Origin of the sequence: Methylobacterium sp. 190mf (genome assembly GCF_900107945.1) — a bacterium.
Taxonomy (GTDB): Bacteria; Pseudomonadota; Alphaproteobacteria; order Rhizobiales; family Beijerinckiaceae; genus Methylobacterium.
Map to the genome: position 1 here is coordinate 212,703 of NZ_FNVI01000002.1, position 14,183 is coordinate 226,885.

Annotated in this window: 18 protein-coding genes and 1 tRNA gene; 5 read left to right on the forward strand and 14 right to left on the reverse strand. The window is 69.7% G+C overall.

The features are described 5' to 3' along the window. Positions 1–4 precede the first annotated feature (4 nt). The 4 genes from C4T42_RS03525 to C4T42_RS03540 form a co-directional block, all read right to left on the reverse strand. Positions 5–892: a branched-chain amino acid ABC transporter permease gene (locus C4T42_RS03525; protein WP_020091436.1), complete on the reverse strand. Its 888-nt coding sequence runs from the start codon at positions 890–892 to the stop codon at positions 5–7. 28 nt (positions 893–920) lie between these two features. Next, entirely contained in the window at positions 921–2,138 is a 1,218-nt protein-coding gene (locus C4T42_RS03530) for an ABC transporter substrate-binding protein (RefSeq protein ID WP_020091435.1), read from the reverse strand. Positions 2,139–2,232: 94 nt separating this feature from the next. Next, positions 2,233–2,973, reverse strand: a complete 741-nt coding sequence (locus C4T42_RS03535) for an ABC transporter ATP-binding protein (protein WP_042674624.1) — start codon at positions 2,971–2,973, stop codon at positions 2,233–2,235. Next, a complete protein-coding gene (locus tag C4T42_RS03540; RefSeq protein ID WP_026604669.1) occupies positions 2,966–3,724 on the reverse strand; it encodes an ABC transporter ATP-binding protein in 759 nt (252 codons plus the stop codon). The genes C4T42_RS03535 and C4T42_RS03540 overlap by 8 nt, the downstream gene beginning before the upstream one ends. Before the next feature lie 211 nt (positions 3,725–3,935). On the opposite strand from C4T42_RS03540, the gene C4T42_RS03545 reads away from it, so the two are divergent. Beyond that, positions 3,936–4,814 (forward strand): 2-dehydro-3-deoxygalactonokinase, encoded by an 879-nt coding sequence (locus C4T42_RS03545; RefSeq protein WP_020091432.1) that lies wholly within the window; start codon positions 3,936–3,938, stop codon positions 4,812–4,814. Continuing rightward, complete coding sequence (locus C4T42_RS03550; RefSeq protein ID WP_020091431.1) at positions 4,811–5,446, forward strand: 2-dehydro-3-deoxy-6-phosphogalactonate aldolase; 636 nt, start codon at positions 4,811–4,813, stop codon at positions 5,444–5,446. Before C4T42_RS03545 ends, C4T42_RS03550 begins: the two co-directional genes overlap by 4 nt. 210 nt (positions 5,447–5,656) lie before the next feature. Here C4T42_RS03550 and C4T42_RS03555 read toward each other — a convergent pair whose 3' ends face one another. From C4T42_RS03555 to C4T42_RS03570, 5 genes are all read right to left on the reverse strand, one after another. Beyond that, positions 5,657–5,899, reverse strand: coding sequence for a hypothetical protein (locus C4T42_RS03555; RefSeq protein WP_020091430.1), 243 nt, complete (start codon positions 5,897–5,899; stop codon positions 5,657–5,659). 143 nt (positions 5,900–6,042) lie between these two features. Beyond that, on the reverse strand, positions 6,043–6,216 hold the full coding sequence (locus C4T42_RS31855; protein WP_020091429.1) for a hypothetical protein: 174 nt from the start codon (positions 6,214–6,216) through the stop codon (positions 6,043–6,045). 185 nt (positions 6,217–6,401) lie between these two features. Beyond that, a complete protein-coding gene (locus tag C4T42_RS03560; protein WP_026604668.1) occupies positions 6,402–7,319 on the reverse strand; it encodes a histone deacetylase in 918 nt (305 codons plus the stop codon). After that, a complete protein-coding gene (locus C4T42_RS03565) occupies positions 7,319–8,260 on the reverse strand; it encodes an NAD(P)-binding protein (protein ID WP_103984716.1) in 942 nt (313 codons plus the stop codon). Before C4T42_RS03565 ends, C4T42_RS03560 begins: the two co-directional genes overlap by 1 nt. A 171-nt stretch (positions 8,261–8,431) precedes the next feature. Beyond that, positions 8,432–8,516 (reverse strand) — tRNA-Leu (locus C4T42_RS03570). Between the two features lie 124 nt (positions 8,517–8,640). Between C4T42_RS03570 and C4T42_RS03575 the strand changes: the two genes are divergently transcribed. Both C4T42_RS03575 and C4T42_RS03580 read left to right on the forward strand, forming a co-directional pair. Then, entirely contained in the window at positions 8,641–9,222 is a 582-nt protein-coding gene (locus tag C4T42_RS03575) for a YqaA family protein (RefSeq protein WP_020091426.1), read from the forward strand. Positions 9,223–9,224: 2 nt separating this feature from the next. Next, positions 9,225–9,713, forward strand: a complete 489-nt coding sequence (locus C4T42_RS03580; protein WP_020091425.1) for a disulfide bond formation protein B — start codon at positions 9,225–9,227, stop codon at positions 9,711–9,713. A gap of 23 nt (positions 9,714–9,736) precedes the next feature. On the opposite strand, the gene C4T42_RS03585 is transcribed toward C4T42_RS03580, so the two are convergent. The 4 genes from C4T42_RS03585 to C4T42_RS03600 all read right to left on the reverse strand — a co-directional run bounded on the left by C4T42_RS03585 (position 9,737) and on the right by C4T42_RS03600 (position 11,802). Further along, positions 9,737–10,189 (reverse strand): DUF1178 family protein, encoded by a 453-nt coding sequence (locus C4T42_RS03585; RefSeq protein WP_020091424.1) that lies wholly within the window; start codon positions 10,187–10,189, stop codon positions 9,737–9,739. Between the two features lie 20 nt (positions 10,190–10,209). Next, the gene (locus tag C4T42_RS03590; protein WP_103984717.1) at positions 10,210–11,067 is read right to left on the reverse strand and encodes a carbon-nitrogen hydrolase family protein; all 858 of its coding nucleotides are present in this window, start codon (positions 11,065–11,067) and stop codon (positions 10,210–10,212) included. Next, positions 11,060–11,329 (reverse strand): glutaredoxin 3, encoded by a 270-nt coding sequence (gene grxC / locus C4T42_RS03595; RefSeq protein ID WP_020091422.1) that lies wholly within the window; start codon positions 11,327–11,329, stop codon positions 11,060–11,062. Before grxC ends, C4T42_RS03590 begins: the two co-directional genes overlap by 8 nt. Positions 11,330–11,445: 116 nt before the next feature. Next, positions 11,446–11,802 carry a response regulator gene (locus C4T42_RS03600; RefSeq protein ID WP_003603128.1) on the reverse strand — a complete coding sequence of 119 codons (357 nt, stop codon included), beginning with the start codon at positions 11,800–11,802 and terminating at the stop codon, positions 11,446–11,448. Positions 11,803–12,008: 206 nt separating this feature from the next. Between C4T42_RS03600 and C4T42_RS03605 the strand changes: the two genes are divergently transcribed. Next, complete coding sequence (locus tag C4T42_RS03605) at positions 12,009–12,911, forward strand: N-formylglutamate amidohydrolase (RefSeq protein ID WP_026604666.1); 903 nt, start codon at positions 12,009–12,011, stop codon at positions 12,909–12,911. 339 nt (positions 12,912–13,250) lie between these two features. Here the strand turns inward: C4T42_RS03605 and galU are convergent, their stop codons facing one another. After that, positions 13,251–14,120: a UTP--glucose-1-phosphate uridylyltransferase GalU gene (gene galU, locus C4T42_RS03610; protein ID WP_020091420.1), complete on the reverse strand. Its 870-nt coding sequence runs from the start codon at positions 14,118–14,120 to the stop codon at positions 13,251–13,253. Positions 14,121–14,183 lie beyond the last annotated feature (63 nt).

Consider the following 14,183-nt stretch of genomic DNA (forward strand, 5'->3'; position numbering starts at 1 on the left):
GCGATCAGGCCGTGCGCCCGAACAGGCCGGCGGGTTTGACGAGCAGCACCAGCACCATGATCACGAAGATCACGGTGGCGGACGCCTCCGGATAGAACACCTTGGTCAGTCCCTCGACGAGGCCCAGGGCGAAGCCCGTGATTACCGAGCCGATGATCGAGCCCATGCCGCCGATCACCACCACAGCGAAGACCACGATGATGATGTCGGCGCCCATGTTGGGATTGACCGAGTAGATCGGCGCAGCGAGCACCCCGGCGAAACCCGCGAGCGCGACGCCGAACCCGTAGGTCAGCGTCAGGAACAGCGGCACGTTGACCCCGAACGCCTGGACCAGGGTCGGGTTCTCGGTTGCGGCGCGCAGATAGGCGCCGAGCTTGGTCTTCTCGATCACGAGCCACGTCGCGATGCAGACGGTCAGCGAGGCGACCACCACCCAGGCGCGGTAGTTCGGCAGGAACATGAAGGGCAGGCGCTGGCCGCCGGACAGCTCGGCCGGGATCGCGTAGGGCAGACCCGACACGCCGTACTGGTTGCGGAACAGGCCCTGGATGATCAGCGCGAGACCGAAGGTCAGCAGCAGGCCGTAGAGGTGGTCGAGCTTGTGGAGCCGGGCGATGAGCACCCGCTCCAGCACGATGCCGAAGGCGCCCACCACGAGCGGTGCGAGCCCCAGCGCCCACCAGTAGCCGAGACCGACATAGGTGAGCAGCATCCAGGCCACGAACGCGCCCATCATGTAGAGCGCGCCGTGGGCGAAGTTGATGATGTTCAGGAGCCCGAAGATGATCGCGAGCCCGAGCGACAGGATCGCGTAGAACGAGCCGTTGATCAGGCCGAGCAGGAGCTGACCGAACAGGGCCTGCGTCGGCACACCGAAGATCGTGGTCATGGCCGGTCTCCGCGCCCCGAACCCACCGTCAGCCCTTCACCAGGGGGCAGTTGCCCTCGTTGAGCGGCCGGAAGACCTGGTCGCCGGGAATCGTCTCGAGCTTCTTGTAGAGGTCCCACTCGCCCTTCGACTCGGCGGGCTTCTTGACCTCGAACAGGTACATGTCGTGGATCTTGCGGCCGTCCGCGCGGATCACGCCCTTGCCGAACAGCGGGTCGTCCGTCGGCATCGCCTTCATCTTGGCGACCGTGGCGGCGCCGTCGGCGGTCGACTTCGTCTCGGCCACAGCCTTCAGGTAGTGGAGCACGTCCGAGTAGACGCCCGCATGGTTCGCGGTCGGCTTCGAGCCGTTCTTCATCTGCTTGGCGAACCGGTCCGAGAAGGCGCGGGTCTGGTCGTTCAGGTCCCAGTAGAACGGCTCGGTGAGCACCAGCCCCTGCGCCACCTTGGTGCCCAGCGAGTGCACGTCCGAGGAGAAGACCAGGAGGCCGGCGAGCGCCTGGCCGCCCTCGGTGATGCCGAATTCACCCGCCTGCTTGATCGCGTTGATCGTGTCGGTGCCGGCATTGGCCAGCCCGATCACCTTGGCGCCCGAGCCCTGCGCCTGCAGCAGGAAGGACGAGAAGTCCGAGGTCGGGAACGGCGTCTTCACCGAGCCGACGACCTTGCCGCCGTTCTTGGTGATGACCGTGCTGGTGTCGCGCTGGAGGGTCTGGCCGAACACGTAGTCGGCGGTGAGGAAGAACCACGTGTTGCCGCCGCGCTTGACCATCGCGCCGCCGGTGCCGTTGGCGAGCGCCACCGTGTCGTAGACCCAGTGGATGGTGTTCGGCGTGCATTGCGGGCCGGTGAGGTCGGCGGTGCCGGCGCCGGTATCGATGAAAACCTTGTTCTTCTCCTTGGTGACCTGGCTGATCGCCAGCGCCACCGAGGACGTCACGCCGTCCGTGATCATGTCAACGGCGTCGCGGTCGTACCATTGCCGGGCGATGGCCGCGCCGACATCCGGCTTGTTCTGGTGGTCGGCCGAGACGATCTCGACCTTCAGCCCGTGCTGCTCGGGCTTGAAATCCTCGACCGCGAGCTTCGCGGCCACGACCGAGCCCTCGCCACTGATGTCCGAGTAGGCGCCCGAGCGGTCGCCCAGGATGCCGATCTTCACGTTCGTCTGCGCGGCTGCGGTGCCCATCATCAGGGCGCCGGCGAGGGCGGCGAGGGTCACGGGCCGGGCGATGCGTCCGAGCATTTTCGTTTCCATCCTCCAGCGGCGCGGCGGATCTCCGCCGGCCGAATATCGAGTCGCCGTTTTCTGGCGCTTCTACGGTTTTCGCGTGCGAGATTCAGACGCCGAGATAGGCGTGCAGCTTGTCGATATTGGCGTCAAGCTCGGCATTGGGGATCATGTCGACCACCCGCCCCTGCTCGATCACGAAGTGCCGGTCCGCCAAAGTCTGGGCGAAGCGGAAATTCTGCTCCACCAGGACGATGGTGTAGCCCTGAGTCTTCAATTGCTGGATCGTCCGGCCGATCTGCTGGACGATGACCGGCGCGAGACCTTCCGTGGGCTCGTCGAGCAGGATCAGCTTGGCGCCGGTGCGCAGGATGCGCCCGATCGCCAGCATCTGCTGCTCGCCGCCCGAGAGCTTGGTGCCCTGGCTGCCGGCGCGTTCCTTGAGGTTCGGGAACAGCGTGTGGATGTCTGCCACTGACATGCCGCCGGGCTTCACCCGCGGCGGCAGCATCAGGTTCTCGTGGACCGTCAGGCTCGCGAAGATGCCGCGCTCCTCCGGCACGTAGCCGATCCCGAGCCGGGCGATGTTCCGCGACGCCATCCGGACCGTCTCGACGCCGTCGTAGACGATCGAGCCCGAGCGCTTGCCGAGGATCCCGATGATCGCCCGGAGGGTCGTGGTCTTGCCCGCGCCGTTGCGGCCGAGCAGCGTGATCACCTCGCCCGCGCGCACGTCGATGTCGATGCCGTGGAGGACGTGGCTCTCGCCGTACCAGCCCTCGAGGCCGCGGACGGTCAGCAGCGCGTCGGTCGCGGCCGCCGGAGGTGTCTTCAGAGCCGCCTCAGGCATGTCCCGCCCCGATATACGCTTCGACCACGCGCGGATCCTTCGAGACCGTGGCGTAGTCGCCCTCGGCCAGCACCTGCCCGCGGGCCAGCACGGTGATCCGGTCCGACAGGGAGGCGACCACGGAGAGGTTGTGCTCCACCATCAGGATGGTGCGGTCCTTCGAGACCCGGCGGATGAGTTGCGCCGTGCGCTCGACGTCCTCGTGACCCATGCCGGCCATCGGCTCGTCGAGGAGCAGCATCTCCGGATCGAGGGCGAGGGTCGTGGCGATCTCGAGCGCGCGCTTGCGCCCGTAGGACAACTCGACCGCGAGCACGTCGGCGAAGTCGGAGAGGCCCACCGCCTCGACGAGGGCGAGCGCCTCGCCGTTCAGCGCGCGCAGGACCCGCTCGGGCCGCCAGAAGTCGAAGGAATCGCCGCGCCGGCGCCGCTGGAGGGCGATGCGGACATTCTCCATCACCGTGAGGTGCGGGAACACGGCCGAGATCTGGAACGAGCGTACGAGCCCGAGGCGGGCGACGTCCGCCGCCTTCAGGCCGGTGATGTCGCGGTCCTTGTAGCGGATCGTTCCCGCGGTCGGGATCAGGAACTTCGTCAGGAGGTTGAAGCAGGTGGTCTTGCCGGCTCCGTTCGGCCCGATGAGGGCGTGGATGGTGCCGCGCTCGACCTGCAACGCCACGCCGTTGACGGCCCGGAATCCGCGGAATTCCATCGTCAGGCCATCGGTCGCCAGGATTACATCCCGTGCCAAGCGTGTCCCTCCCGGGTTCGATTTCTTGCCGCCATATCGCCGATCCCAAGCCGCGCAGTCCATCGCAAACGCTCGTGGCGGCGCGACAATCCCCCGGGAGTGATATCAGTGGCCCTCCGTGTCACGACGGCCGCCGGACTGAACTTGACCGCGCCGCGCGCCGCACTTAACTCAGACAATTCGTCGAGTGGCTTTTCTGAGAGGTTTCGGCATGGGCGATCGCCCGGCCTACATCGCCGTCGACTGGGGCACGACGAACCGGCGGGCCTTCGCCGTCTCGGAAGCGGGCGTCATTCTCGACAGCCTGCACGACGAGCGTGGCGTCCTCGCCCTGTCGCCCGACGCCTATCCGGCGGAGATCGCGGCCCTGCGCGCGCGACTGGGCGCTGACCTCATCGTCGCCGTCGGCATGATCGGCTCCAACCGGGGCTGGCAGGCGGCGCCCTACGTGGCCGCGCCGGCCACCCTCACCGCCCTGGCCGAAGCCTGCCTCGAGCCCGCCCCGGGCGTCCGGATCGTCCCCGGCGTCGCTCTGCGGGGCGGTGGTCGCCCCGACGTGATGCGGGGCGAGGAGATCCAAGTCTTCGGGGCGATCGGAGCGGGCGTGGTGCCGGCGACGGCCCTGTTCTGCCAGCCCGGTACGCACAACAAGTGGATCGAGACCTTCGACGGGGCCATCACGGACTTCACCACCGTGATGACCGGGGAATTCTTCGCCCTCCTGCGGGCACACGGGATCCTGGCCGGGACGCTCGACGGCGCGATCGGGGATGGGGCCCCCTTCCGCGCGGGTGTCCGGCGCGGCCTCGCGTCCCGCAACCTCGCCGCCACCCTGTTCGAGGTTCGCTCCGGCCTCCTGCTCGACCGGCTCGCCCCGGAGGACGCGGCGGCCCATGCCAGCGGGATCCTGATCGGCGCCGATATCGGCACCCGGGACGACCTCCGGCGGCGCCCGGTCCATCTCCTCGGCGGCGGCCGCCTCGGGGCACTCTACGCCGCCGCCATCACCGAAGCGGGCGGGGATCCGGTGATCGTGCCGGACGGTTCAACCACGGCCGGTATCCACGCCATCTGGAGTCTGCGGGCATGACCATCCTCGACCGGTTCGAGGCGGCCTTCGCGGCCTGCCCCCTCGTCGCCATCCTGCGGGGGCTCACGCCGGACGAGGCACTCGCCGTGGGGGAGGCGCTGGTCGGAGCCGGGTTCACCCTCGTCGAGGTGCCCCTCAACTCGCCGGACCCGCTCCGGAGCATCGCGACGCTCGCCGAGCGCCTCGCCGGGCGGGCGCTGGTCGGGGCCGGCACGGTCCTGACGCCGACTCAGGTCGGCGAGGTCGCCGCTGCTGGCGGAACCCTCGTGGTATCGCCAAACGGCGATCCGGTCGTCATCGGCGCCACCGTCGCGGCGGGCCTTGTCTCCCTTCCGGGCTATCAGACGCCCACGGAGGCTTTCGCGTGCCTGGCGGCGGGAGCAACTGCGCTGAAGCTGTTCCCGGCGGATGTCGCGACGCCCCTGGCGCTCCGGGCGCATCGCGCGGTCCTTCCGCCGGACACGCGGGTTCTGGCCGTCGGCGGAGTCTTGCCCGAGACCATCGCGGGCTGGCGGCAGGCGGGCGCCGATGGATTCGGTCTCGGGTCCAATCTTTACCGGCCCGGGAAGGCGGCGGCCGACGTCGCCCGCGACGCCGCGGCCTACGTGGCGGCGTTCGAGCGCTCGGCCTGAAGACACCGACGGCGGGCCGTCCGGTCGGGCCGAGCAGACACGGCAGAGCGTGTCAGCCGCGCCCTCTGACCTTCGCGCGATGCGCGCCTCCGCAGGCGGCCTGACCGCGCCTTTGCGACCGGTTCACAGCGCGATCGCCGCCGCGTCGTCGCGGTCGGCCACTTCACCGGCGAGGCCCGACCGCGGGTCGCAGGCTGGCGGGGTGTCGCGCTATCGGCGGTTCGCGATCTCGCGGGCCGGCCGGTCGGATCGGTCGACCACCGTCCGGCACGCGCCGCTCAGCGACACCCGCTTCTCGCGGAGGCAGAGTGTGATCGCCCCCGCGTTCGGGATCTGGGCAGCGCACAGGCGCATCACGTCCGGCGTGCAGGCGGCCCGGTCCGCGCCGGTCTCCGCGAGCGCGGGCGCCGTGCCGACCAGGACCGCGAGGAGGGCGAAAGTGGCGGACTTCATCAAGGATGTCTCCTGAGCGGATCGGGGCCGCGAGCGGCCAAGCCTCGGCGTCCGGCGAGAACGCCGAGGCCGGAAAAGATATCCCGTCGTGCTTGTTTCAATCTGACGCAGGTTCGCGGCCGCGGAGCGAAAGGCCGCTGACGTCACGGACGTATCGCCGGTGCGATCGCACCGGTCGTCGCAGGCTCGACCAGAGCCGCGCCGACGACCGGTTGTGATCTCTGGCGATCGAGCTTGTCCGCCGAGACGAGGGCGGCGGCGATCAGGGCCGACACCGCCAGCGTCGCCTTCACCACGTCCCAGACCCGCGCGAGCATGGTCGATCTCCAACGGCGTCATCGAGTGCGAGCAGCGGATCCGCCTCATCAATCCGCCTGCCCCGCATCCTCGACCGGAGCCCTTCCCAAAACCTTTCCCGTGAACCCGAGGACTGCATATCGACCGTCGCGTGATGCAATCCGGTCTCACCCCGAGAACTCGCGCAGATTTCCCGCGCAGCATCTCACGCGAGCGTCGATCCCGCGGCCGCCTCGGCGGCCAGCGCCTCGAAGACCAGGGCGTGACGGCGCGCCAGGGCCTCGACATCGTGCGTGTACCCGCCGCCAATCACCGCGGCGAGCGCGATCCCACGGGCGCGGGCCTGCGCCACGACGTAGCGATCGCGGGCGAGCAGTCCGTCATCGGTGAGGCAGAGACGGCCGAGACGGTCGTCCCGATGGGGATCGACGCCCGCGTTATAGAAGACGAGATCCGGCGCGAACGCGTCGAGGAGCGGCGGCAGGCGGGCGCGCAGGACATCGAGATAGGCGGCGTCGTCGAGCCGGTCGGGCAGGCCGATGTCGAGGTCGCCGGCGATCTTCTGGGCCGGGTAGTTGTTCTCGCAATGGATCGAGAGCGTGAACAGGTCGGGACTGAGGGCGAGGCAGTCCGCGGTCCCGTCGCCCTGATGCACGTCGAGGTCGACCACGAGGACGCGCCGGACCAGACCTTCGGCCTGGAGGGTGCGGGCCGCCACCGCGACATCGTTCAGCACGCAGAAACCGGCGCCCTGCCGGCGCCGCGCGTGGTGGCTGCCGCCGGCGGCGCTGCCCGCGAGGCCTTCCGCGAGGGCGAGGCGGCCGGCCAAGAGGGTGCCGCCCACCGAGGCGCGGGAGCGGCGGACAAGGGCGGCGTCGACCGGCAAGCCGATCGCCCGCTCGATGCCCCGGCCGACATCGCAGGCGAGCACCGCGTCCACGTAGGCCGGATCGTGGGCGCGTAGCAGGATCTCGGCACTGGCGGGCTCCGGCGTGACGAAGCCTAGGGGCGCCAGACCCTTGGCGACCAAGGTCTCGGCGAGCAGGCCGTACTTGCGCATCGGGAACCGGTGGCCTGACGGGAGCGGCGCCTCGTAGGCCGGATGGAAGGCAATCGGCGGGATCACGCGGGCCGGCCCAGATCAGCCAGGAGGCACCGGGCCAGTGCCTGACCGCTGTCGTAGGCCGCCTCGATCCGGGCGCCGAGGCACCAATCCCCGCCTGCCCCGAGACGCAGGTCCGGATCGTACAGGCAGGGTTGCTCCAGGGCGGTCTCGACCTGGGCGTAGCGCCAGCGATGTGCCTCCGCGTGGGACGGCCGGAGCGTGGCGCCGAGGACGTCCTCGGCCGCTCCGAGAAGCGCGGCAATGACCGCCTCGCGCGGGGCCTCGAGATGTCCGCGGGACCAGGCGGGCGTCGCGTGCACCGTGAGCCGCGAGCCGGCAGGCCTCCCGGGCTTCGCGGAATCGTGCGCGATCAGGCCGATCGGATCGGTCCGAGGCTGGACGAGGACATCCCGCGGTCGCGTCTCCGTCGTCACCATGAGCGACCAGCACGGCGCATAGGTGGCGCGCCGGACACCGGGCAACGCGACGCCCGATGCCTCGAGCAGCGTCGTGACCTGAGGGGCCGGGAAGGTGATCGCGACGGCGTCGAACGGGCCGTGCACGGTGCCGGCCGCGTCCTCGAGGTGCCAGCGAGCTCCCTGCCGTCGAAGCCGCACGACGGTCGTCGCGCTCGATACCGGAAGGTCCGAGAGCAGGGCGCGGACGGGCTCCGTCATGCCCGGCACGCCGACATGGCGGTCGGAGCCGGCCCAGGGCGCGACGATGCCCAGCCGCGTCCACCGGCCGAGCTCGGCCGCGAAGGCGGGCCCGCGCGCGCGCATGAATTGCGCGCCGTGGTCGAACTGCATCTCACCGACCCGCCGGGTCGCCATGCGTCCCCCGACCCCGCGCCCCTTGTCGAAGACCCGGACGCGGAGGCCCGCCTCGGCCAGCCGGCGCGCGGCGGCCGCGCCTGCCATGCCGGCTCCGAGGACCGCGACAATTCCGTGCTCGTTCACGCCCCTGCCCCGTCTGAACGACCGGCCCCGCCGCCGCGTGAGGGCGAAGATAGGGGCCGAGCCACGCGGCGTCAGAGCGACGGAATCGCGCTCGTCATGGACGGGACCTGTGTTCGCGGCGCGGATACGGTCCGGCTGTCCGGCGAAGTCCCGCGGCGATGGGTGGCGCCGTGGTGCGGGTAGAGGGAATCGAACCCCCACGCCTTGCGGCTGGCGATTTTGAGTCGCCCGCGTCTACCAATTCCGCCATACCCGCGTGCCAGCGCTCTTCGCATAGGTCGGCGGCTCCGGCCAAGTGTTGTTTTGCGTCGGTCGGCGATCTGGCCAAGGCGGGGCGCCTATGCTCAAAGGGCGGCCGATCTCATAATCCGGGACCTTGAATGCTCCGCCGGCTCTACGCGTGGATCCTGGCCCTCAGTGACCGGCCATCCGCGCCCTACGCGCTCGGTGCTGTGGCCTTCGCCGAAAGCTCCTTCTTTCCGGTTCCACCGGACGTGATGCTCGTCCCGATGGCGGTCGCCCGGCCGGATCGGGTCTGGTTCTACGCCGCGATCACGACGGTCGCCTCGGTCCTCGGCGGTCTGGTCGGCTACGCCATCGGAGCCCTGCTGTTCGACTCCGTCGGTGAGTGGCTCATCCGCCTCTACGGCTTGCAGAACTCGGCCGCCACCTTCCAGGACTCCTACGCGCGCTACGGCCACTGGGTGATCCTGCTGAAGGGGCTCACGCCGATCCCCTACAAGCTCGTGACGATCACGTCGGGTTTCGCGCATTACAGCCTGTTCTGGTTCACGATCCTGTCGATCGTGACCCGCGGAGCCCGCTTCTTCATTCTCGCCGGATTGCTCGGCCGCTACGGTGTCCAGATTCGCGGCGTGCTCGACCGGCACCTGAACGCGGTCGCGGCGATCTCCGTCGCCGTCATCGTCCTCGGCTTCCTGCTCTTCAAGGTGATCCTGTAGCGATGAACACGGCGGCTGCCCTGCGCCTCAAGACCGCTGGCCTCTGGCTCGCGATCGCCTCCGCCCTCACCGTCGGGGCCGCGCTAGTCCTCCAGTACGGATACGGCTACGCGCCGTGCAAGCTCTGCCTGACCGAGCGGCTGCCCTACTACGCCGCCGTGCCGCTGGGCCTGCTGGCCCTGTTCCTGCCGGAGCGCTTGGCGCGGATCGCCCTCGGGCTCGCGGCCCTCGGCCTGCTCTACGGGGCCGGGATCGGGGTCTACCACGCCGGCGCGGAATGGGGCTTCTGGCCGGGACCCGCCGATTGCGGCGGCGGCACCGGCGCCAATCCGGGCCAGGTCGGCGACTTCCTCAACAGCCTGCAGACCACGAAGGTGGTCGACTGCTCGGTGGCCGCGCTCCGGGTGCTGGGCGTGTCGCTCGCCGGCTGGAGCGCCGCGATCTCGGCCGTGCTGGCCTCCTTCGCGGGGACCGCCGCGCTGCGTCCCTGACGCGCGCGGACCGGCGAGGCCGATCAGTTCCGGTCGTCGGGCAGGATCGGAATCGCCGCCACCTCGATGCCCTCGTCGATCAGGGCCCGCGCCTCCGCGGGGCTCGCCTCACCGTAGATCGAACGCCCTTCCGCCTCGCCGTAGTGGATCTTGCGCGCCTCCTCGGGGAAGCGCGCCCCGACATGCTCGGCATTCGCCACGACGTGCTCCCGGAGCGCGCGCAGCATCGCCCGCATCTGACGTTCCGGCTCGGCGATCATGGTCACCGGCGCCTCCGCCTTCGGGATCGGCGGCGGCGCGCGCTCCCGATCCGTGCGGGCGACGCTTGGCACCATCAGTGCCTTGCTGACCTTGGCGCTGTCGCAGACCGGGCACGTCACGAGGCCGCGCGTGACCTGCGTGTCGTAGGAATCGGAGGACGGGAACCAGCTCTCGAAGCCGTGCCCGGCATCGCAGACGAGACTGTACCGGATCATTCTGTTGCTTGCTGTGGTGACTACTGCGCGGCGCGAGTCCGCGGACCGACGCGCTCGACGGTGAAGGGCCGGCCGTGCTGCAGCGAGGGAATGCGGGCCCGGGCCTCCGCGACCTGCGCGAGGTCGATCTCCGCCAGGATGATCCCCGGCTCGTCCCCGCCGGCATCGGCCAGGACCCGGCCCCAGGGATCGACGATCAGCGAGTGGCCGTAGGTCTCGCGCCCGTCCTCGTGCCGACCGCCCTGCGCCGCCGAGATCACGAAGGCGCCGGTCTCGATGGCCCGGGCCCGTTGCAGGACGTGCCAGTGGGCCTCGCCGGTCTGCCGGGTGAAGCAGGCGGGGGCCGTCAGCACGTCCGCGCCCGCCTCGGCGAGGGCGCGGTACAGCGAGGGGAAGCGGATGTCGTAGCAGATCGTCAGGCCGAGCGTGGCCCACGGCGTCTCGGCCAGCACCGCGCGGGCGCCACCGGAATAGGTCGCGGATTCCCGCCAGCGCTCGCCGCTCGGCAGGTCGACGTCGAAGAGATGCAGCTTGTCGTAGGAGGCCAGGATCTCCCCGTCGGCGCCGATCAGGTAGGCGCGGTTGGCGATCTTGTCGCCGGCGCTGACCGCGATCGAGCCGATCTGGACGACCGTTCCGGTCTGACGCGCGGCCTCGCGGAGCGCCGCCAGGGTCGGGTCCTGCTCCTCGGTGGTGACGTGGGCGAACAGACGCTCGCGGCTCCGCTCCACCAGGGACGTCATCTCGGGAGTCTGCACGTAGGCCGCGCCCCGCGCCGACGCCTCGCGCACGCCCGCCACGGCCGCGTCGCGATTGGCGGCAGGGTCGCGCCCCGACCGCATCTGCACGCAGGCAGCCGTGAAGCGGCGCTCAGGCATCGGCCGTGTCCTTGAGCAGCGGGTCGAGCTTGCCGGCGCGATCGAGGGCGTACAGGTCGTCGCAGCCGCCGACATGCGTGGCGCCCACGAAGATCTGGGGAACGCTGGTGCGGCCGCCGGCGCGCTCGACCATGGTGGACCGGGCGCCCTGCACGCGCTCGACGTCGATCTCCTGGAAGGCGACGCCCTTCTCCTTCAGCAGGCTCTTGGCCGCCGAGCAGTAAGGACACCAAGCCGTGGTGTAGATTGTGACCGGCTGCATCGCGATCGTCGTCCCGCGCGTGAACTCGGGACATATAGGAGCGCGGGGCGCGCCTTGCCTATGCCCGTGTGGTCACAGGGCAACGCGCGCGCGCCGTCGACGAAGCACCGGCAGGATCAGGCGGCCAGGAGCTTCTCGACCTCGTTGACGAGGTCGCGGAGGTGGAAGGGCTTCGACAGGACCTTGGCGTCCTTCGGGGCCTTCGAATCCGGGTTGAGGGCGACCGCCGCGAAGCCGGTGATGAACATCACCTTGATGTCGGGATCGAGCTCGGTGGCGCGGCGGGCCAGCTCGATGCCGTCCATCTCGGGCATCACGATGTCGGTCAGCAGCAGCTCGAACGGCTCCTCGCGCAGCCGGTTGTAGGCGGAGAGGCCGTTGTCGAAGGACAGGACATCGTAGCCCGCGTTCTGCAGCGCCTTGGCCAGAAACCGGCGCATGTCGTTGTCGTCTTCCGCCAGCAGGATTTTCATCGGCCGGATCCGAGCCTTCGAGTCGAGAAGTTGATCCCATAAAGGGAGGCGATGGTAAACAAGGTGTTAGGATGGAGCGCGCAGCCGCCGCCGCGTGTCTCCCGGGCGACTGCGTCGGCCGCCGGTGCGGAGTGGACAGGCGATCGATCGCACACCACAGTGAGCGCCTGCCGTCCTCGTTCAACCGCCGGGGTGTCCACCAGCCGATGACTGCAACCGAACCGGTACAGCCAGACGCCTTCGGATTTGCCCCGGCCTTCGTGGTCGACGAGCCCGCGGCGCACACCCTGCCTTTCGTCTTCAATACCGGTCATTCCGGGGCCGTCTACCCCCCCGACTTCATCGCGGCCTCGCGGCTCGACGCGCTGACCCTGCGCCGCTCCGAGGATGCCCACGTCGACCGCCTGTTCGGATCGGTCGTCGGACTGGGCGCGCCGCTCCTGCGGGCCAACTTCCCCCGCGCCTTCCTCGACGTGAACCGGGAGCCCTACGAACTCGACCCGCGCATGTTCGAGGGGCGCCTGCCGCCCTTCGCCAACACCCGGTCGATGCGCGTCGCGGGCGGTCTCGGGACCGTGCCCCGGGTCGTCGCCGACGGCCAGGAGATCTACGCCCGGCGCCTGCCGGTCGCCGAGGCGACCGCCCGGATCGAGAGCCTGTACAAGCCGTATCATCGCGCGCTGCGCGGACTGGTCCAGCGCACGGCGCGCACCCACGGCCACTGCATGCTCGTCGATTGCCACTCGATGCCGTCCTCGAGCCTCGGCCGCGATCCGGACATGAAAGCCGACGTGGTGCTGGGCGACCGCTACGGCACGGCGTGCGCACCCGTCCTGATCGACGGATTCGAGGCCGCGTTCCGGGCCCGGGGTTTCCGCGTGGTCCGCAACAAGCCCTACGCCGGCGGCTTCATCACGGAGCATTACGGCGAGCCGAACCTCGACCGCCACGCGCTCCAGATCGAGCTGAACCGGGGTCTCTACATGAACGAGGCCAGCCTCGCGATGACGGCGGGCTTCCCGGCACTGGTCGAGGCGCTGCGCGGCGTCGTCGCCGATGTCGCCAAGGACCTCGACGATCTCGTCCCCCGCCGGATGGCCGCGGAATAGGGGCGCTGTCCCGACCGTTCACGAAGAAGAGCGGCGGTATACCGGAAAGAAAAAAGGCCACTCCCGAAGGAGCGGCCCGAAGTCTAGGGAGGAAACGCCCAAGAAGGGCAGCGAGACCGCGACGCCATCGCGATCTCGCAACGCACAAACTAAAGTGCGCCGCACAAGAAGCAAGCGCAATTCGCCCGCCGCGGCCGCTCTGCGCGCATACCTGAAGCGCGTTCTCTGGCCGCCGCGCGTCGCCGCGTGCAAGCGTAGCTCGGACGAGAGCGAGAACCGATGCGGTCACACGTGTCGCCTAGCGGGGCGCGGTGATCGGATCCGCGCCCGCAGCGCCGTTCAGCCCTGGCTCTTGAGCAGCTTCTCGATCTCGGCCCGCAGGGGTCCTGCGAGATCGTTCCGCTCAAGGGCGTAGGCGAGATTCGCCGTGAGGAAGCCGAGCTTCGAGCCGGTATCGTAGGTCCGGCCCTCGTAGCGCATGCCGTAGAACGCCTGCTTCTCCATCAGGTCGATCATGGCGTCCGTGAGCTGGATCTCGCCGCCCGCGCCCTTCTTGCCGTGCTCGAGGATCCCGAAGATCTCGGGCTGGAGGATGTAGCGCCCGGAGATGATGAAGTTCGACGGCGCCGTGCCCTGCTTGGGCTTCTCGACCATCCCGGTGATCTGGAAGGACTGGCCGTAGGTCTCGCCCACGCTGACGATGCCGTACTGGTGCGTCTCCTCGGGCGCCACCTCCTCGACGGCGATGATGTTGCCGCCGTGGCGATCGTAGGCGGCCAGCATCTGCTGCATACAGCCGCGGCTCAGCATGTCGGGGAGCAGCACCGCGAAGGGCTCGTCGCCGACGATCTCGCGGGCGCACCACACCGCGTGGCCGAGGCCGAGTGGCGCCTGCTGGCGGGTAAAGCTGGTCTGGCCGGCCTTCGGCAGGTCCTTCTTCAGCTCTTCATAGGCGGCCGTCTTCCCGCGCTCCTGAAGGGTGTGGTCGAGCTCGAACGCGATGTCGAAATGGTCCTCGATCACCGCTTTGCCGCGGCCGGTGACGAAGATGAAGTGCTCGATCCCGGCCGCGCGCGCCTCGTCGACGACGTGCTGCACCACTGGCCGGTCGACGACCGTGAGCATCTCCTTCGGGACCGCCTTCGTGGCGGGCAGGAAGCGCGTGCCGAGGCCCGCGACGGGGAGGACGGCCTTGCGGATCGGTTTCATCGAGCGGTAACCCCGGAACTGGATGGAACGACGTGGTCAGCTGTGCGGTCAGTGAGATAGCTT